A 19,253-nucleotide genomic window follows, 5' to 3' on the forward strand; every position below is an offset into this window, starting at 1 on the left:
GCCAAGTTTGTTACATTTTGAACAGAAAGTGCAAGTGTGTCCGAAATTCGACATCTGGGAGTGGCCATGCGGTACACGGATGCACCCGAGCGCCGCGCGCAGCTCGAGCGCCAGGTCGAGACCGAGGGCTATGTCTCCTCTGCCGTCGCCGCGGCGCGGCTGGGCGTATCGGAGATGACGGTGCGCCGCGATCTGCGGATGCTCGAGGAGCGGGGACTGGTGCGCAGGGTGGCCGGCGGCGCGACCACCGCATCCACCGGAGCGCCGTTCGAGAATCGCAGCGCCGTCGGCGCCGCACAGAAGCGCGCGATCGCCGAACTCGCTGCCGAGGAGGCGTCGACCGCACGCACCATCGCCCTCGACGCGGGCACCACGGTCGCTGCGACCCTTCCTCTGCTGCCGGAGGCGACGATCGTGACGCACTCCCAGCCCGTCATCGACGAGCTGGCCCGTTCCGCCTCGCCGCGGCTCATAGCGGCGGGCGGGCATTACCAGCCAGATACCCGCAGCTTCGCCGGCCCTCTGACCGAGCAGCTCCTGCGCGGCGTGCGCTGTGATCTCGCACTGCTGTCGGCGACCGCCGTCGGCGTCGACGGGCTCTGGGGTGCCAACGCCCTCGACGCCGCCATAAAGCGCGTGCTGGCCGAGCAGTCGACGCGCGTCGTGCTGCTCGCCGATGCCGGGAAGCTCGGCGCATCCGCCCCCGTGCGCATCATGGGCATCGAAGCGATCGACGTGCTCATCACCGATGCGCGCGTCGGTTCCGCCGCATTGGCGCCGTTCCGTGATGCGGGCGTCGAGGTGAGGGTCGCAGGATGAGCACGCCACTCGGCATCATCGCCGACGATCTCACCGGCGCCTGCGATGTGGCGGCCGGGCTCAGTGCGATGGGGGTGTCGTCCGAGATCCGACTGGGTGTGCCCGACGCCGACGACCGGCCGCGGGCCGAGTGCGTCGTCGTCGCGCTCAAGTCGCGAACGGCGCCTGCGTCGGCTGCGGCGGCCGAGAGCGTCTCGGCGGCGAAGGTGCTGCGGGGCTGGGGAGCCGGTCTGATCTATCAGAAGTACTGTTCGACTTTCGACTCCACCGACGGCGGGAACATCGGTCCCGTCGCCGATGCCCTGCTCGACCGGATGCCGCAGGGTGCGATCTCGGTCGGCACCCCTGCCACCCCGCCGGTCGGCCGCACGATGCACAGGGGGCACCTGTTCGTCGGAGATCGGCTGCTGTCGGAGTCCTCGCTGGCGCGGCATCCGCTCACGCCTATGCACGACCCCGATCTGGTGCGCGTGCTGGCGCGCCAGACGCGGCACCGGGTGGGGCTCGTCCCGATCGAGGACGTGCGCGCCGGCAGCGCCGCGATCGTAGCGGCCGTCGACGCGCTGCGCAGAGAAGGCGTGCGCCACGTGCTCGTCGACGCCGTGCTGGATGACGACCTCGACGCCCTGGCGGCGGCGCTCGCCGTCTTCCCGGACGTGCTCGCGGGCGGAGCAGCCGGCCTGATCACGGCCATCGCCCGCTCGCTCGCGCCCGCGCACCCCGCGCCACCGCATCCCGCCCCGCAGGGGGCGCCCTGATCCTGTCGGGAAGTGCCTCGGAGCGCACCCGTCAGCAGGTGGCAGCGCACCGCGGAGCGCGTTTCGCGCTGGACGTCGACAGGCTCATGACCGACGCCGAAACGGTCACCTCGGAGGCGCTCGCGTTCCTCGAAGCCGAGACCGGGGCCGACACCGTGCCGCTCATCACGGCGACAGCCGGCCCTGACGACGTCGCGCGCGTTCAGCGCCGCTGGGGTCGTGCGCGATCGGCCGACGTCGTCGAGACCGCCCTCTCCCGGATCGCGATCGTGGCGGTGGAGCGTCACGGTGTCCGCAGGATCCTGGTAGCGGGAGGGGAGTCCTCGGGCGCGGTGGTCGCGGCGCTCGGCGTGAACTCACTTCGGGTGCGTCGCGTCGCCGCACCCGGCGTCGCATGGACCACCGGCGTCGACGACGCGGGTCGCGTTCTGGATCTGTGCCTGAAGTCGGGCAACTTCGGCGACGCCGACTTCTTCGCCGCGGCCTGGAAGGAGCCGGAATGAGCGCGGACGAACTGGTCGCCGCCTGCCGGGCGCTCGCCGCAGCTGGACTCTCGCCGGGCAGCTCGGGCAACGTCAGCATCCGTGACGGCGACCGCATCGTCATCACGCCGACCGGATCGTCGCTGCGCCGGGTGACGACCGCCGATCTCGCAGTGCTCGACGCTGACGGCATCCATGTCTCAGGACCCGCGCCGACGAAGGAGTGGGCGATGCACGTCGCCGCCTACCGTGCGCGGCCCGAGGCGGGTGCGGTCGCGCACCTGCATTCGCACGCGGCGACCGCCGTGTCGTGCCTGCCTGTCGGAGACGGCGACGACCCGCTGCCGCACTACACGCCTTACCGGATGCGGATGCTGGGCAGTGTCTCGCTCGTCGGTTACGCCCCTCCGGGCTCCGACGCGCTCGCCGCGGCCGTCGGAGAGCGCGCGCGGCACAGTGCCTGCATGCTCCTCGCGAACCACGGCAGCGTCGTGTGCGCGCCCGACGCGCTGCGCGCAGTCGATCTGTGCGAAGAGCTCGAGGCGGCGGCCGAGTTGACGCTCACGCTGCACGGGCGCGGCGCGCGCACTCTCGACCCGACGGCGTGGGGCTGACCGGCCCCTCAGACCGAGAGCACAGCACCCGCGTCGCGCAGACGATCCTGCAGCTGTGACACATCCACGTCCTGCACCGCGGCGTCCCGTCTCGCAGCCGACGCCGCGGCCGTGCCGGCGGCCTGCCCGAGCATCTGGTACTGCGGCTCCATCCTGATCGACGAGAACGCGACGTGTGATGCCGAGACGCAGACGGCGGCCAGCACGTTCACACACTCGTCGCGTCGCGGGGTCAGCGCACCGTAGCCGATGCCGTAGACGGGGACGCGAACCGAGAGGTACCCCTCCGTGACCACCATCGCGATGGGGTCGGGATGCTCGTGAACCCAGCGCCAGGTGCGCTGCACCTCGCGGATGTCGAGATGGTACGAGCCGAGGGCGATCACATCGTGCGGGATGCGGCCCGCGCGCAGATCGTGCTCCGTGAGCACTGTGTCGGCGACCATGCGGCGCGCCTCGCGTACGTAGAGCTGATGCGGCAGGTGGCCGGTGTCGGTGAACTCGTCGGCGGGCAGACCCCAGCGCTGCATGCCGTGGCGGATGCTCGCGGGGACGCCGGGATCGTTGGACAGGAACCACAGGAGATCCTCGGCGTGGTGCAGATGATGCAGGCGGATCCGCTCGCGGCCGGCGGCGTCGGCCAGCGGATACTCCCAGGCGCTGCCGTCGAGGACGCTCAGAGAGAACGGCCCGAGGGAGTTGCCGTCGGCCTTTCCGCCGGGAAGGTTGGGTTCGAGTCCGATGTAGCGGCCGGCGGGATGCACGTCTCCCCGCCGCTGCGCATCCGCGAAGATGCGGCGGCCGAGCTCCCAGTGCTCGTCGTCGTACCCGTCGCGGCGGCGGAACGGGATGCGGTCGGCCGCCTGCGAGAGGCACACCCGATAGCCGTACGACATCACCCCGCCGTCGCCTTCGCCGACGTCGGCCATAGGGCCCGGCTTGATCTGCGGCAGCAGCCGACCCGCCACCAGCCCGCGCGGGTCGTCGCGGAACGGTGAGATCCATGGCGGTGTCGCATGCCTTCCCGGTGCGATCTCCTGCCGGCCGGCGAAGAGCTCGCCGTGCAGCGTGCGCGGTTCCCGCCCGACGGTGCAGGTGACCCCCGCGGCCGCGAGCAGGTCGCCCTCGTATCCGCCGTCCACGAACACCCCGGCCTCCACCCTGGTGCCGTCCGACAGCGCGATCGCGCCGATCCGCTCGCCCCGCTTCTCCACCGAACAGAGTCCGGCGTGCAGCAGCACATCGACGCCGGCATCCTCGAGAAGCCCGCGCAGGATCTGCTCGGCGACGTGCGGCTCAGGGCCCGCGAAGTGCCCCACGGCGACGCCGTAGTGCCGGGCCACGGCGGCGCGGAACTCGGCGGCCATGCCCCCCAGTGCCCGTACGTCTCCGACGTCGGTGTAGCCGAGGCCGCCACTGGTCATGCCCCCGACGTGGCCGCCCGGTTCGATGAGCGCCGTGCGCGCACCGGCCCGCGCGGCGGCCAGCGCCGCACAGACACCGGCGGAGGTCGCGCCGTACACGGCGACGTCGACCGAGATCATCGCATCCTCGCCGTAGGTGTCCGCCGCCCGGCTTGCACGCGTCGCACTGCGGGCGCAAGGCCCGCCCGCAACCGTGGATGCCGTCCTAGGCTCTGCGCGTGGGGCAGGGGCGCGATGTGTGCGCCGCGAGAGGGCGGTTGCATCCGGGTGCTGTCGCCCCGTATAGTCACAGCCATGTGGTAACGATGCCACACTTCGACGGGAGCTGCGTGATGAGACACACGAACCGCCTGATCCCCTGGCGAACCGAGATGCTGCCATGAGCGTGACGACGACGCCGGAGGCGCTCGCCCCTGCGCAGCAGGAGGTCACGCAGACGCGCCGGTGGTTCCGCCGCGGCCCACGGCCCGTCCGGGACCGCTACAACAAGCGCGAGGCGATCGCCGGCTACCTCTTCATCACCCCGTGGATCATCGGATTCCTGGTGTTCACCGCAGGGGCGATGATCTACAGCCTCTACATCTCGTTCAGCAACTACAACCTGGCGACGAACACCGCCCGCCCGGTCGGTATAGACAACTACGCGCGGCTCTTCGAGGACCCGCGCGTCATGGTCTCATTGGGCAACACGCTGTTCTACGTCGTCATGGCCGTGCCGTTCGAGATCGTCTTCGCGCTCTTCCTCGCGATGCTGCTGAACCGCGTCGGCCGTGGGGCGGGCGTCTTCCGCACTCTCTACTACCTGCCGAAGATGACACCGGCCGTTGCGACCGCCGCGGTCTTCTTCATGCTTCTCAACGGCAACACAGGCGTGATCAACGAGTTCCTGAGGCTGTTCGGCATCGCGGGACCGCAATGGCTGGTCGACCCGGCCTGGGTCAAGCCCAGCATCGTGATCATGACGCTGTGGACGGTCGCAGGCACCATGGTGATCTTCCTCGCGGCGCTCAAGAACGTGCCGGTCGAACTGTACGAGGTCGCCTCGCTCGACGGGGCGGGCGCGGTGCGCAAGTTCTTCTCGATCACGCTGCCGATGATCTCGGGGGCGATGTTCTTCAACGTCATCGTGCTCTCGATCGCGGCCTTCCAGATCTTCGACCAGGCGTACCTGCTGTTCTGGCGAGATCAGAGCAACTCCTCACCAGAGGCGTCGCTGTTCTACGCCATCTATCTGTTCCAACAGGCGTTCCGCCAGTTCAACTTCGGCTTCGCGGCGGCCATGGCATGGCTGCTGTTCGTGATCATCATGCTCATCACGGTGATCCAGGTGAAGTTCGGCAACCGCTTCGTCTACTACGAGGGAGACCGCTGATGTCGGCACCGCTGCAGCACGCGCCCCGTCCGCGCCACCGCGAGAGCCGCGAGCTCGAGACGGTTCTCGTCACCGTGCCGAAGAGGTCTCGCTGGCGCCGCAACCTCGCGCAGCCGCGCAGCTTCGCGTCGCGCATCGTGCTCACGCTGGTGCTGATCGTGTTCGGACTGCTCTTCCTCTACCCGTTCGTGTGGCTCATCGCCGCGAGCCTCAAGCCGCGCGGCGAGGTGTTCGACAACGCGCTGTTCCCGAAGACGATCGTCTTCGAGAACTACGTCGAAGTGTGGAACCAGCTGCCGCTGATGAGCTGGCTGTGGAACAGCGTGGCGATCGCCGTCCTCGCCGCGACCGCAGTCGCCGTCTCGAGCTCGGTCGTCGCATTCGGATTCGCGTACTTCAAGTTCCCCGGGCGCGGTCTGCTGTTCGGTTTGGTGCTGGCGACGATGATGCTGCCAGGAGCCGTGACGATGATCCCGATCTATCTGATCTGGAAGGAGACCGGGCTGCTCGGCACGTGGGTGCCGCTGTGGGGCATGAACCTCTTCGGCTCCGCGTTCTACATCTTCCTGCAACGGCAGTTCTTCCTCGGTCTGCCACGGGAGCTCTTCGAAGCCGCTCGGCTGGACGGCGCGAGCTACTGGGGACTGTTCTGGCGGATCGCGATGCCGCTGTCGATCCCGTCGTTCGTGATCGTCTTCCTGTTCGAGTTCCAGGCCAGCTGGAACAACCTGTACGCCGCGCTCATCTACCTGAACGCGGGATCGATCGACGACTTCACCGCTCCGCTGGGTATCGCGTATGCCATGACCAAGTACAGCCCGACGGCCGGCGGCCACGGCGACTATCAGTACGTCATGGTGGCATCGCTCATCGTCACCCTGCCCATGCTCATCCTCTTCGCCTTCGGGCAGCGATATTTCATCGAGGGTGTCGCGACGCAGGGCCGCAAGGGATGACCCGCATGGGATCGATTCCACAAATGAACATCACGAAGCAGTAAATTCCGCGGCAAAGGCATTGCCCCTCCAAAACAAGTCGCCTACCGTGATGTGGGAAGGTTCCCATATTCGGGAAGGTTCCCCGATGACGGGATGCGGACCGGCGGAGGCGATGGAGCCGCCCAATCGAAAGGGAAAGAGATGCGCAAGCGCATTCTGGGAATCGCCGCAGTGATCGCGGCATCCGCTGTGGTGCTGACCGGTTGCGGCGGCGGCGGAGACGACCCTGCCGCCGACGTGGACTTCGGAGCCGAGCCCACTGGGACGCTCAAGGCGTGGGGTTTCGAGAACGCCGACGACGTCGGCCAGTCGCGACTGGACTACGCGGAAGAGCAGCTGGGCGACCTCGAGATCGAACTCGACGCCACCGCGTTCGACGCGCAGAAGTTCACCACCCGTATCGCGAGCGGCGATGTGCCCGACGTGGTGCAGATGGACAGGCGCTATGTGACCACCTATGCGGCGCAGGGGCTGATCATGCCGCTCGACCAGTGCTTCGCAGACCAGGACGTCTCGCCCCGCGACCACTGGTATCCGTTCGTGGTCGATGACGTGACCTACGACGACCAGATCTGGGCGGTGCCGCAGTTCTACCAGCCGCCGGCGATCATGGTGAACAAGAAGGTGCTCGACGAGGCTGGGGTCACCGCCGACCAGATCGACACGTCCAAGCCGGAGGTGCTGCTCGAGGCGATCGGCAAGATGTACCAGGAGTCCGGCGGCGTGCCGACGCGACTCGGCTTCGACCCGCAGGCGACGGGCCAGAGCGGCCTGTGGATCCTCGGCATGGGCGGGCAGCTCAACGATGAGGACGGTGCGCCGACGCTCGACGACCCGAGCAACATCGCCGGCATCGAGATGCTCAAGCAGATCACCGACGCCCAGGGCGGCTTCGCCAAGGTGAAGAGCTTCACCGACTCCTTCGACACCTTCGGCGACAACAACCAGTACGTCGCCGAACAGGTCGGCGCACAGGTGAACGCGCAGTGGTACCCGAACGTGCTCTCGCCGTACATGGATCAGATCGAGCTCGAGGCGGTGCCGTTCCGCGGCGCAGACGGCGAGCCCTTCTCCGTGGCGTCCGGAACGTCGTTCGTCGTGCCGGTCGGCGCGGAGAACCCGGCAGCGGCCTGCGCCTGGATGATCAACCTCACCTCCGACGAGGCCTGGATGGCGGCGGGCGAGGCGCGCGCTGCGACGCGTGAGGCGGACGGCGGCGTGAACACCGGCCTCTTCACCGGCTCACCGGCCGCCGACAAGGCGATCCGCGACGAGTGGGTCGTCGAGAGCGGCAACGCCGGTTTCGACCAGGTGATCTCGGCGTACTACGACGTCGTCGACTACGGGCAGTCGTTCGGATCCTCGCCTGCAGGCCAGGAGATCCAGAACGAACTGAACAACGCCATCACCGCGGCGCTGCTCGGCGACAAGACGCCCGAAGAGGCGCTCGCCGACGCGCAGCAGGCGGCGATGCGCGCCTACGAGAACATCACCGCAGGCTGATCGATCAGGGGGCGAGCCGGTGAGGGGCCCGGCTCGCCCTCTTCTTTCCGCAGACCGTAGATCGTCGACCTTCGAAACGGATGCTGATCCGCGATGCCGATTCGCCAGATCCTTCTCCTCGGCCACACCCATCACGACGTCGGATACACGAACAGCCCGCGCCTGATCGACGGTATGCACGCACGGATCGTCGACCACGTGCTGGACCTCGTCCGACAGCATCCGCCGGACGGTCCCGACGGCTTCAGGTGGACCTTCGAGGCCGCCAGGCCCGTGCTGCGCTTCCTGCGCACGGCGACCGCCGAGCAGAAGGCGCAGCTGGCCGCGCTCGTGCAGGCGGGCGCGCTGTCGGTCACCGGCGGCTTCCTCAACATGACGCAGCTGCCCAGCGCGTTCGAGTTCGACGCGGCGTACCGGCTGCTCGACGGCATCCGCGAGATCGGCATCCCGATCCGCACCCAGCAGCATGGCGACGTGAACGGCCTGTCGTGGGGCGCCGTGGATCAGATGGCGGATGCCGGCATCGAACGGCTGCTGATGGCGCTCAACCCCGACCACGGACGAGCCCCCTTCCGCCAGCCGAGCGGTTTCCGATGGGAGGGGCCGTCGGGGCGAAGCGTGTTCGTGTGGCTGTCGACGCACTACGGATTCGGCGAGGAGTGGGGCATCGTCGACGGCGACACCGTCCTCGCCGACGAACGCATCGCGGAGTTCGTGCGGGAACTGGACGGACGTGACGACTACCCGTGGAGCACGGCGATCGTGCACGCCGGCAACGACAACCGCTGGCCGACCGCGCGGTTCCTCGACATCGTACGGGCGTGGAACGAACGGCATCCCGATCTTCCGATGCGCACCGCGACCGTCGATGAGGCGCTCGACGAGATCCAGGCCGAGGATGCCGAGGTACCCGTCGTGCGAGGCGAGTGGGCCGACTGGTGGTCGCACGGGCACGGCTCCACCGCGCGTGAGGTCGCGGTGTATCGGGAGGCGCGCAGCTTCGCCCGCGCCGCGCAGAGCTCGCTCTCCCTGGCACGGCTCGCCGGGGATCGCGCCCTGCCCCGGTTCGACGTGCTCGGCTACCGTCGTGGGCCGGTGCGGCACCGTTCGGCCGCTGAGATAGAGGAGGTGCTCTCGCACGTCGACGAACAGCTGCTGCTGTACGGGGAGCACACCTGGGGCAGCTGGGAGACGTACTCCAAACCGCACTCCACCTTCAGCCACTCGCACCACAACGCCAAGTCCGCCTTCGCGTACGACGCGTACGACCACGCCCGCGACGTCGCGATCGAAGGCTGGTTCCGGTACGTGCACGCGGCGGACGCCGCGCACACAGGAGCCGAGGGCATCGTGGTCGTCAATCCGACCGAGCACGCTCGCCACGAGACGGTGGACGTCGAGGTCGGCGGCGCGCGCCGCGCCAGGGTCGCGGCACAGGTCGAGGCATTCGGCATCGCCGTGCTGCCGGTGCCGGAGCCGGCCGACGACGCGGTCGCCAACGGCGTGATCCGTGCCGGCCAGTACCTGATCGAGGTCGATCCGGCCCGCGGCGGTGTCGTCTCGATGATCGACACGCGAGAGGGGCGCGAGCTGGTCGACGCGGATGCGGACGTGCCGCTCGGCGCGATCATCGACGAGCAGGTCGAGCCCGGCTCTCGGCATCCGATGGTCACCATCTCGCCCAAGCTCTTCCATCCCGACCATCCGGGGCCCGCGTTTCTTCGACGGATCGCCACCGGCGACGGAGACGTGCTGGTGCGCAGGGGCGACGGCGTCACCGAGATCCGCTGGCAGAGCGCCGCCCCCGGCGTCCCGCACATCGAGACGACCATCGTCGTGACGGACGGCAGCGCTGACGTCGACCTCGACGTGCGGCTCAGCAAACCCGAGCGATTCGAGCCCGAGAGCGTGTTCGTGTCGTTCCCGTTCTCCGTCGCGGACCCCGACTTCCTCGTCGAGACGGCGGGCGCCGTGTTCGCCGCGGGGCGGGAGCAGCTGCCCGACACGAGCCGCGACTGGTACTCGATCCAGCACGCTGTGGGCGTCTCCGGCGGTGACGGCGGCATCCTGTGGGGATCGGCAGACGCCCCCCTCGTGCAGTTGGGCGGTTTCCACACCGGCAAGTGGGCGCGGGAACTCGACGCTCCTGCCGGCCACGTGCACAGCTGGCTGGCGAACAACCTGCACTTCACGAACTTCCAGGCCAGGCAGGAGATCACGCGGCGGTTCCGGTACCGATTCCGGCCGGTCGCCGCGGTGACGCCGGCCGATGTGCGCCGCTTCGGGCGGGACCTGCTCGAACCACTGCAGGTACGCCATGTCGCATCTGCGCCGTCGACGATCGCGCCGCCGCTCACGATCGAGCCGGCCGAGCCCGTGCTCGCCGAACTGCGGCCCACACCGGAAGGAGTGCGGGTGCGCCTGCGGAACATCACCGATATGGCCGTCGAGGCGCACGTGACCGCGCCAGGGCAGCCCGCCCGCTCGGTCGTCGTCCCCGCGCAGCGGGTGGCCGACCTGACGCTGTCGACGCCATGACATCGCAGCGCGCCGTGGATCGCCGCTCGTCGTGCCGTGAGCGGGGTGCATCGGCGTGAGCATCCCGCGGCCTCCCACCGCGTCGCCGTTGCGTCTGCTGCTGTGGCAGGCGGGGCGGCAGCCGCTGACCCTGATCGGCGGCGTGGTGTTCGGGGTGCTCTGGATGCTGTGCCAGGTGGTGTGGCCGTACCTTCTGGGCGGAGCCGTGGACGGCGGGTTGGATGCCGGTCTTCGTGGAGTCGTGCCCTGGTGCGCCGGGCTGCTGGTGGTCGCCGTCGCCCAGGCGCTGTTCGCCGTGCTTCGCCATCGGATGGCGGTCTCGAACTGGCTGAGGTCGTCGCTGGGGGTCTCGCGACTGGTCGGCTACCACAGCGCAGAGACCGGCACGGCGATCGCCACCGAGACCTCGGCCGGCGAGGTCGCCTCGACCGTCGCCAACGACGCGCTGCGGGTGGGCGAGATGTTCGACGTGACCGCCCGCTTCTCGGGCGGGGTCGTCGCCTACGCCGCGGTCGGCGTGGTGACCATGCTCACCTCTCCCGCACTCGGGCTGTTCGTGCTGATCGGCATGCCGGTGCTCGTGGCCGTGCTGACCCTGTTCGTGCGCCCGCTCGCCAGGCGCCAGGCGGCATGGCGCGCCGAACAGGGTGCGCTCACCGAGTTGGCTGCTGACACCGTCGTGGGGCTCAGGGTTCTGCGCGGCATCGGCGGCGAAGAGCAGTTCGTACGGCGCTACGCCGAGCGATCGTCGGCGCTGCGCGGCAAGGCCGTGGATGTCGCCAGGCTCGGATCATGGCTCGACGGTCTGCAGATCCTGCTGCCGGGCCTGTTCGTGGCGGTGGTGGTCTGGTTCGGCGCGCGGCTCGTGCTGTCCGGCGAGATCACCCCGGGTCAGCTGGTGACCTTCTACGGCTATTCGGTGTTCCTCATCGTGCCGCTGCGCACGACGGTGGAGGCGAGCCAGGCCTTCGCCCGCGGGTTCGTGGCCACCTCGCGAGTGCTCGAGGTGCTGCGGGTGCAGCGTGCGGTGAGCGATCCCGAGCATCCTCAGCCGGCTCCGGGGCTTGGCGCCGATCTCGTGGACGTCGCATCCGGCGTGGTGGTCGCGCCCGGCCGGCTCACCGCGCTGGTGGGCGAGGACGCCGATGAGTCGGCACGCATCGCCACGCGGCTCGGCCGGTTCGACGACCGTGAGCAGTCCCCGGTGCTGTGGGGCGGCATCGACCTGCGGCGCATCCCGGTGCGGGAGCTGCGTCGACGGATCGTCGTGAGTGATGCCACCCCGCACATCTTCACCGGCCGTCTTCGGGACAGCCTCTACACCCCTGGCATCCGGGGCCCGGAGCGCTCCGCCTCGCCGTCGGCGCGCCGTTCGCGCATCGATCATGCGCTCGGCGTGGCTGCCGCCGGCGACGCGGTCGACGCCCTCCCCGCAGGGCTCGAGCAACACGTCCCCGAGAGGGCGTCGGTGCTCTCGGGCGGCCAGCGACAGCGGCTGAGCCTGGCGCGCGCCCTACTCACGGATGCGGAGGTGCTCGTGCTCATCGAGCCGACCAGCGCCCTCGACGCCAACACCGAAGCGATCATCGCAGCCCGCCTCGCTCGCGCCCGCGAACGCCGCACGACCGTCGTCGTGACGGCGAGCCCGCTGCTGCTCGATCACGCCGACGTGGTACACGTGCTGCACGACGGAGAGGTGATCGGCTCCGGCACGCACGAGGAGCTGCTGCGCCGCACGGATGCTGTCGGCGCCCGCTACCGTCGCGTCGTCGCGCGCACCACCAGCAGCGCGGAGCCGGGCGCGGGCGACGACCTCGAAGCGGCGTGGACCGGCTCCATCGAGACACTGTGGACGCAAGCCACCGAGACCGGAGCCATTCCGGTGATCAGGCGGGACGACGAGGATGTCTGAAGCAGCGCTGCCGGTCGCCGACGGAGCCACGGTGCGACGGATCGGCGTCGACCTCGTGCGCACCCACCGGGGCGAGCTGTCCCTGGTGGTGGGACTGCACGCCGCCGCGGCGTTGTCGGGTCTGGTCGCGCCGTGGGTGATCGGCCGGATGATCGACGGGCTCTCCTCAGGCGGCATCGACCTCGCAGGAGTCGACCTGCTGCTTCTGCTGCTCGCCCTCGCGGTGGCGGTGCAGGCCATCGCCACGCGCTTCGCGCAGTTCGCCTCGCTGCGCCTGGGCGAGTCGGTCTTCGCGCGGCTGCGTGAGGACTTCCTGGCGACGGTGACGGCCCTGCCCCTCTCGGTCGTCGAGCGCGCCGGCACCGGCGATCTGCTCTCGCGCACCACGAGCGACATCGACGCGGTGGCGCAGACCGTGCGATTCGGCGTGCCCCGTCTGATGGTGACCGGCATGACGATCCTGCTCACGCTGGGCGCGGCGTTCCTGACGAACCCGCTGGTCGCGGTCGGCATGCTGGCGGCCGTTCCGCTTATCGTGCTGAGCACCCGCTGGTACCTGCGGCGCTCGGGCCCGGGCTATCGCCGCCAGCTCGCCTCGTACGGCCGAATGGTGGGAGTCATCAACGAGACGGTCGAGGGCGCTCGCACGATCGATGCGCTCGCGCTCGCACCGGTGCAGCGACTCAAGATCGATCGCGCGCTGGCGGAGCGGAGCGCGGCGGAGCGGTACACGCTCGGCCTGCGCAGCATCTGGTACCCGCTGACGACGCTCGGCTTCCTGCTGCCGGTCATCGTCGTGCTGCTGTGGGGCGGGTACCTGCTCGACAGCGGCCTCGCCGCGTTGGGGGCTGTGACGACGATCGCCCTCTACGCCATGCAGCTCACCGGCCCTGTGGAGGAGCTGGTCAACTGGATGGACCGGCTGCAGGTGGGCACCACGGCGCTCGCGCGCATCGTCGGCGTCGACCTGGTCCCCTCCGACCGTCCCGGCGCCGACGCGCGGCCTCAGGGCGAGCAGCTGACCGCCCGCGGCATCCGCTTCGCCTACCGCGAAGGCGCAGACGTGCTGCGCGGCGTCGACCTCGTCCCCGAGGTGGGCGAGCGTGTCGCGATCGTGGGCCCGTCGGGATCGGGCAAGTCGACGCTCGCCCGACTGCTCACCGGCGTGAACGCGCCGAGGGAGGGCACGGTGGAGCTCGGCGGGGTCGACGTGATGCGCATCCCGCTGGCCGATCTGCGCAGGCACGTCGCGCTGGTGACGCAGGAGCACCACGTCTTCGTCGGGACGCTGGCCGACAACCTGCGCCTGGCGGCGCCCGCTGCTCGTGACGGGGAGCTCGAGGAGGCGCTGTCGGTGGTGGGGGCGCTGCGCTGGATCCGTTCGATGCCGCACGGAATGGAGACGCTCGTCGGATCGGGAGGGGTGGTCCTGACCCCGGCGCAGGCGCAGCAGCTCGCGCTCGCGCGGCTGGTGCTGCTCGACCCGCACACGCTGGTGCTCGACGAGGCCACCTCGTTGCTCGATCCGCGTGCGGCGAGGGGCTTGGAGCAGTCACTCGATCGCGTGCTCGCGGGGCGAACGGTGATAGCGATCGCGCACCGGCTGCACACCGCGCGCGATGCCGACCGCATCATCGTCATGCGGGACGGCGAGATCGTGGAGTCCGGGTCGCACGAGGAGCTGGTCGCCCTCGACGGCGAGTACGCCGCGCTGTGGCGATCGTGGCAGGCCGAGCCCGGCGGTGATGGCTGAGCGGATCAGCCCTCACCGCCGGGACTGTCGAGCAGCAGCGGCGGCGATCAGCCGAACGCGCCCAGGCTGTCGACCAGCGGCGCCTCGGCGGTGACGGGCCCGAGGTCGGAGGCCGGTAGTCCGCCGGACCGCACGATCTGGGCGTAATGCAGCGCGCTGTCCTTCACGATGCGCTCGCCAGAGCGGAAGTCGACGTAGACCAGCCCGAAACGCGGCCGGTACCCGAGCGCCCATTCGAAGTTGTCGAGCAGCGACCAATGCGTGTAGCCGACGAGGGGCACGCCGGCTGCGAGCGCCTCGGCCATCGCAGCGACGTGTGCACGCAGATATCGGGTGCGGCGCACATCGTGCACGCGGCCGTCGTGGGTGGGCGAGTCGCCGTAGATCGCTCCGTTCTCGGTGATCATCAGCGGCACGCCCGGGTAGTCGCGATGCAGTCGCAGGAGAAGGTCGCGCAGCGCGTTCGGCACGATCTCGGTTCCTTCGTCTGTGCGGTCGACCTCGCCTGTGGACCCGACCACCTGCCACGGGAAGGGCCGATCGGGGCCGGTCTCTGCCGCGGCCATCACGCGGTGCGTGTAGAAGTTCAGCGCGAGGAAGTCGCTGCGCTCGCCGATGGCGGCCTCATCGCCTTCGCGGATGATGTCGTCGAGCGAGCCGCCCAAGGCACGCTCCCAGTGCTCCTGCATGTCGTCGGGGTAGCCGCCGGCCAGCAGCGGGTCGAGGAACCAGCGGTTCACGTAGCCGTCCGAGCCGTGTGCCGCGGCGGCATCCTCGGGACTGTCACTCGCCGGTACGCACGGAAGCAGGTTGAGCGCGGCGCCGATGCGCCCCTTCGTCGTGGAGCGCATGGCATCGACTGCGGCCCCGTGACCGAGCAGCACGTGATGCCCGGCTGCGACGGCGGCGTGCAGGTCGCGGATGCCGGGGGCGTGCAGTCCGAGCTGGTAGCCGAGCAGCTGGATGATCCACGGCTCGTTCTGCGTGATCCACCGGTCGACCCGATCTCCGAGCCTGGCGGATGCGGCTGCCGCGTACTCCGCGAAGGCGCCGACGCTCTCCCGCCCGGCCCAGCCGCGATGCGCCATGAGCGCCTCGGGCATGTCCCAGTGGTTCAGCGTGACGATCGGCTCGATCCCTTTCTCCCGAAGGGCGTCGACGATGCGCTCGTAGTGGTCGAGCCCGCGTTCGTTCGGTCGTCCTCGCCCGTCGGGCATGATGCGCGACCAGGCGAGCGAGAACCGATACGCGCGCAGGCCGAGGTCGGCCAGAATCTCGATGTCCTCCTGCCAGCGGCGGTAGGAGTCGCAGGCGATGCGCGCGTCGCCGCCGCCCTCGATGGCGCCGGGCTGCTCGGCGAACGAGTCCCAGATGGAGCGCCCCCGCCCGTCGACGTCGAGTGATCCCTCGATCTGGTACGCGCTGGTCGCCGCGCCCCAGAGGAAGTCGGCGGGGAAGGGTGTCGTGGTCACGACATCGAGTCTGCCGCAAATGTGGGATCGTTGCCACACCGGTTTCCCCTGCCCCGCCGTCGCCGCCGCCGTCGGCCGGCGACCTGCATGCGGGTCAGCCGCGGGTGACCGGCTGCTGAAGCTCGGTGACCCAGTCCGCCTGGTCGTCGGACACGGCGCGCACGTACAGCTCTCGGCAGGGGGCGGACGGTACGAACCCGCGCGCGATGATCTCTTCGTGCAACGCCATCCAGCTGCGCTGGATCGTGTCCATCGAACCGAGATGCACGCCGCAGATCGCAGTTTCGGACGCGGGGAGCTCGACAATCTCGACACCCTGAACGGCGGGCCCGGAGTACTCGTAGCCGACTGTGAGATGCATGCCGTGCTCGCCGGACGCGTACTGGGCGATCGGGGTGGACAACGATGCGCCTACGGCGTCGAGCGCCTCGGCGACGTCGTCGAACGACGGGCCGACGATCGGTGCGATCTCGGCCTGCTCCGACACGACCGCGGTACGCGCGGCGAGGCGCACTGCAGGCAGGGGCTTCTGGACGATCTCGATGCGGGACATGTGATTCTCCTTCTGGATGAGATGGAGCCGCCGTTCCACGTCGACGAGTCGCGCGGCCGCGATCCGGTGCTCGCGCTCGACCTCGGCGCGACGCTCCTGCAGCAGTACGGTCAGCCGCCCCGCGTCGATCCCGTTGTCCAGCATCGAGGCGACGTCGTCCAGCCCGAACCCGAGCTGACGAAGCGCGACGATCCTGTGCAGCCTGTCGAGCTGCGCAGGATCGTACGAGCGGTAGCCGCTGAACTCGTCCACATGGGCGGGCACGAGCAGCCCGGCGGTGTCCCAATGCCGCAGCATCCGATGGGTCACCTGGCCGATCTGCGCGAAGGCTCCGATGGACAGCATGTATCCGTTCTCCCGCCTCACACCGTGTCAGAGTCAAGTATCGTCCGCCGATGCCGCCCTCGCGCCCCCCGCAGGCCGCACTCACCTCGGCGGACGCGACGGCGGCCCGAGCCGCAGGGCCCGGGCCGCCGATGGCGTGAGGATGCTCAGCCGAGCACGATCCGCTTCGAGTGGCCGTGACCGTCGAGCTCGAACTCCAGGGTGAGTGGCGACGACGAGACGACGCGTACCCCGGCATCCGCCTCGACAACCGACGCGCCTGCGGCGTCGGGCAGCGTGACGCGGGCGACCGGCTGCGTGCGGCTCGGGTCCGACAGGGCAACGGTGGTGCGCCCGGCATCCGTGCGCACCGCGAGCGAGCACGCGCCCGAGACCGAGACGCCTTGCGCCTCGCCTGCGGCGAAGAAGTTGGCCAGCGTCAGCCCTTCACCCGCCACTCGGATCATCTGGGCGGTCGCGTTGTTCGCGACCACCTCGACGGTGGGAGCATCCGACTCGGTGAAAGTCACCGAGTGATCGACGTTCGGCAGCACCATGTACGCGTACCCGCCGCCGGCCGGATCGGTGCCGTGGTGGTGCGTGAGCGTGACGTAGTCGCGCTTCTTCGGCTCGTCGGTGCCGCCGGTGTCCGATCCGGAGTTGATCGTCTTCCAGTCGCCGGTGCGACGTACGACGCGGACGTCGATGTCGCCGCTGACGTTCTCGCCCTTCAGGAACACGTACCCGCCGTGGCCCATGATGTGCACGTTGCGGGAGACCTTCACCGCTCCACTGGCCTCGGTGAGCACGCGGTTGCGGTTGTCGGTGCGCACCCTGGGCACGCTCCCCTGGGCGAACGAGCGGTTGTCGATCGTGGTGAAGACGTCGTGGCCGGATGCGGAGGCGATCGCCGCGCCGAGGCACACGACCTTGTCGTCGAGGAAGAACCACGACTTGCGCGCGCTGAGCGTCCTGTTGTGGTTGAGGTGGTCCATGCCCTGGATGCCCCAGCGGTCGTCGAGGGCGAGCCCGCCGCCGAACGCCTGGAACGCCCGGGGGATGCCGGTGCCGTCGGTGGCGCCGTTCGCGCGCGGCTCGGCGGTGACGGTGGTGCCGGGCAGGCGGTATGGGTCGATCGTCGGCCAGAAGTCGGCGCTGAACTGAGCCGGGTCGGTCGGCGTGTAGAAGAACGTCAGGCCGTCGCCCTGGTACCAGCCGACGTTGTTCTCGCGGTTGCCCCATTCGTACCGGCCGATGCGCTTCGACGAGATGTTCACCACGGCGCTGAAGTCCGGGCGGTGATGCACCAGGCGGTCCTGGTCGCCGAACGCCTTGGTGTACACGGGTGCGGCCGCGGGCTCGACGGCGTCGTCGCCGAGGATCGACGTCACCAGCAGCGACTTCGCGACGGTCTGCGACGGCAGTCCGTACTGCTTCTCGCTGCTGCGCAGCAGCCAGCCCTTCACGAGCGAGAGGTAGCGTGTGCGATACGGCTCGCCTGCGCCCTGCGCGAGCAGCAGGATCGCCGTCATGGCCCCGGCCCCGTCGACGTAGTCGGGCGCAGCCTGTCGCGACACGGCACGGCCGCGCACGGTGTCCATCATGCGACCGTTCCAGATGAAGGGCGCGTACGCCCCCTCGACGGCGTCGAGGATCACCGACTTGTTCGGGTCGACGACGTCCCATTCGCTGCCGCCGAGCAGACCGAGGATCTCGGCGATGCCGCCGAGCGTGACCACGCCGTAGGTGCCGACGTATGGAAGGTAGCCGTGCTGCACGAACGAGCCGTCGGTGTAGAAGCCGTCTCCGCTGGTGACGTAGCCGAAGACGCTGTTGCGTCCGCCCCGCACGGTGTCGCTGAGCGCGTCGCGGGCGAGTGCGATCTCGTCGGGCCGGTTGTCGAGGATGCCGCGCAGCGCGCACGACAGCGACTTGTCGGTGCGGTTGGCGCCGGTCTCGGCGAAGCTGGTGCCGCGACCGCGCCAGTTCGGGTTGGGCGTGAACCAGCGCGCCGCGGCGAGCAGCGCGGTGCGCACCTCGGCGGGCACGACCTCGTGCAGCAGGATGAGGATGTCGGCGGCCTTGCGGGGAACTCCGATCTCCCAGAACCACCAGTTGCCGACCGCTGATCGGCCGGCCCGATAGACGTCGGTGCTGAGATAGCGGAGGGCGTCGGCGAGATCCGCGGCGAGTGCGCTGTCTCCGTACTGTGCGCAGCCGGCCGTCGAGTAGGCGAGTGCGAGGTCGAAGACCCGGTTGAAGGTCACGCCCATGTTGCCCGAGAGGGTCGTTCCGCTCACTCCGGCGAGCGGGAGATCCGGCCAGATGCCGGGGGCTGCGGCGGGGCGCACCATCGCCTGCCAGCTGGCTGCGGCCTTCGCGCTCATGTCTTCGAGCATGCCGGCGAGCTCCGGGACGGATGCCGCGCTGCCATCGCCGGCCAGCATGATGCGGCGGCGGGCGACCAGTGATCCGAGCGGATCGTCAGCTGTCGCGCTGAACGCCGACGCGCCGCCGGTGCTGGCGGCGGCGGATTCGGCGGTGAGGGTGATCAAAGCTCCCGCGCCCAGCAGGGCGAAGAAGGAGCGGCGATCGACTTCGAGGGGGGACATCATCGGCCTCCTGTCGTTGAGGGGTGTGGAGGCCCACGGTATACGTTTTCCGCTTGGAATAGTAGAGGGGATGAACAAATCACCCCGAGGAACTCGCGGCAGGACCGGCGGGTGGAGAG

Annotated in this window: 14 protein-coding genes; 10 read left to right on the plus strand and 4 right to left on the minus strand. The window is 69.6% G+C overall.

Features of this window, described 5'->3' with window-relative positions; translation table 11 throughout:
• The first annotated feature begins 36 nt into the window (after positions 1 to 36).
• The 4 genes from RIN43_RS02325 to RIN43_RS02340 are packed head-to-tail and all read left to right on the plus strand — an operon-like array spanning position 37 to position 2,673.
• Positions 37 to 819, plus strand: a complete 783-nt coding sequence (locus RIN43_RS02325) for a DeoR/GlpR family DNA-binding transcription regulator (RefSeq protein ID WP_309127255.1) — start codon at positions 37 to 39, stop codon at positions 817 to 819.
• On the plus strand, positions 816 to 1,577 hold the full coding sequence (locus RIN43_RS02330; protein ID WP_309127256.1) for a four-carbon acid sugar kinase family protein: 762 nt from the start codon (positions 816 to 818) through the stop codon (positions 1,575 to 1,577). Before RIN43_RS02325 ends, RIN43_RS02330 begins: the two co-directional genes overlap by 4 nt.
• A gap of 38 nt (positions 1,578 to 1,615) precedes the next feature.
• Positions 1,616 to 2,080 (plus strand): nucleotide-binding domain containing protein, encoded by a 465-nt coding sequence (locus RIN43_RS02335; protein ID WP_309127257.1) that lies wholly within the window; start codon positions 1,616 to 1,618, stop codon positions 2,078 to 2,080.
• Positions 2,077 to 2,673 (plus strand): class II aldolase/adducin family protein, encoded by a 597-nt coding sequence (locus tag RIN43_RS02340; RefSeq protein ID WP_309127258.1) that lies wholly within the window; start codon positions 2,077 to 2,079, stop codon positions 2,671 to 2,673. The genes RIN43_RS02335 and RIN43_RS02340 overlap by 4 nt, the downstream gene beginning before the upstream one ends.
• An 8-nt stretch (positions 2,674 to 2,681) precedes the next feature.
• On the opposite strand, the gene RIN43_RS02345 is transcribed toward RIN43_RS02340, so the two are convergent.
• Entirely contained in the window at positions 2,682 to 4,217 is a 1,536-nt protein-coding gene (locus RIN43_RS02345; RefSeq protein ID WP_309127259.1) for an FAD-dependent oxidoreductase, read from the minus strand.
• 259 nt (positions 4,218 to 4,476) lie between these two features.
• Between RIN43_RS02345 and RIN43_RS02350 the strand changes: the two genes are divergently transcribed.
• The 6 genes from RIN43_RS02350 (at position 4,477) to RIN43_RS02375 (ending at position 14,173) form a co-directional block, all read left to right on the plus strand.
• A complete protein-coding gene (locus RIN43_RS02350; protein WP_309127260.1) occupies positions 4,477 to 5,469 on the plus strand; it encodes a sugar ABC transporter permease in 993 nt (330 codons plus the stop codon).
• Positions 5,469 to 6,425, plus strand: a complete 957-nt coding sequence (locus tag RIN43_RS02355) for a carbohydrate ABC transporter permease (RefSeq protein WP_309127261.1) — start codon at positions 5,469 to 5,471, stop codon at positions 6,423 to 6,425. The genes RIN43_RS02350 and RIN43_RS02355 overlap by 1 nt, the downstream gene beginning before the upstream one ends.
• A 183-nt stretch (positions 6,426 to 6,608) precedes the next feature.
• Positions 6,609 to 7,970 (plus strand): extracellular solute-binding protein, encoded by a 1,362-nt coding sequence (locus tag RIN43_RS02360; RefSeq protein ID WP_309127262.1) that lies wholly within the window; start codon positions 6,609 to 6,611, stop codon positions 7,968 to 7,970.
• A 93-nt stretch (positions 7,971 to 8,063) separates the two neighbouring features.
• The gene (locus RIN43_RS02365) at positions 8,064 to 10,508 is read left to right on the plus strand and encodes a hypothetical protein (RefSeq protein WP_309127263.1); all 2,445 of its coding nucleotides are present in this window, start codon (positions 8,064 to 8,066) and stop codon (positions 10,506 to 10,508) included.
• A gap of 55 nt (positions 10,509 to 10,563) precedes the next feature.
• Complete coding sequence (locus RIN43_RS02370; RefSeq protein WP_309127264.1) at positions 10,564 to 12,420, plus strand: ABC transporter ATP-binding protein; 1,857 nt, start codon at positions 10,564 to 10,566, stop codon at positions 12,418 to 12,420.
• Complete coding sequence (locus RIN43_RS02375) at positions 12,413 to 14,173, plus strand: ABC transporter ATP-binding protein (RefSeq protein WP_309127265.1); 1,761 nt, start codon at positions 12,413 to 12,415, stop codon at positions 14,171 to 14,173. Before RIN43_RS02370 ends, RIN43_RS02375 begins: the two co-directional genes overlap by 8 nt.
• Positions 14,174 to 14,220: 47 nt before the next feature.
• Here the strand turns inward: RIN43_RS02375 and RIN43_RS02380 are convergent, their stop codons facing one another.
• The 3 genes from RIN43_RS02380 to RIN43_RS02390 form a co-directional block, all read right to left on the minus strand.
• Positions 14,221 to 15,645, minus strand: a complete 1,425-nt coding sequence (locus RIN43_RS02380; protein WP_309127266.1) for a GH1 family beta-glucosidase — start codon at positions 15,643 to 15,645, stop codon at positions 14,221 to 14,223.
• Positions 15,646 to 15,739: 94 nt separating this feature from the next.
• Complete coding sequence (locus RIN43_RS02385; RefSeq protein WP_309127267.1) at positions 15,740 to 16,543, minus strand: MerR family transcriptional regulator; 804 nt, start codon at positions 16,541 to 16,543, stop codon at positions 15,740 to 15,742.
• Positions 16,544 to 16,689: 146 nt separating this feature from the next.
• Complete coding sequence (locus RIN43_RS02390) at positions 16,690 to 19,134, minus strand: polysaccharide lyase 8 family protein (protein ID WP_309127268.1); 2,445 nt, start codon at positions 19,132 to 19,134, stop codon at positions 16,690 to 16,692.
• Positions 19,135 to 19,253: the final 119 nt, after the last annotated feature.

This window comes from Microbacterium sp., assembly GCF_031178445.1.
GTDB lineage: Bacteria > Actinomycetota > Actinomycetes > Actinomycetales > Microbacteriaceae > Microbacterium.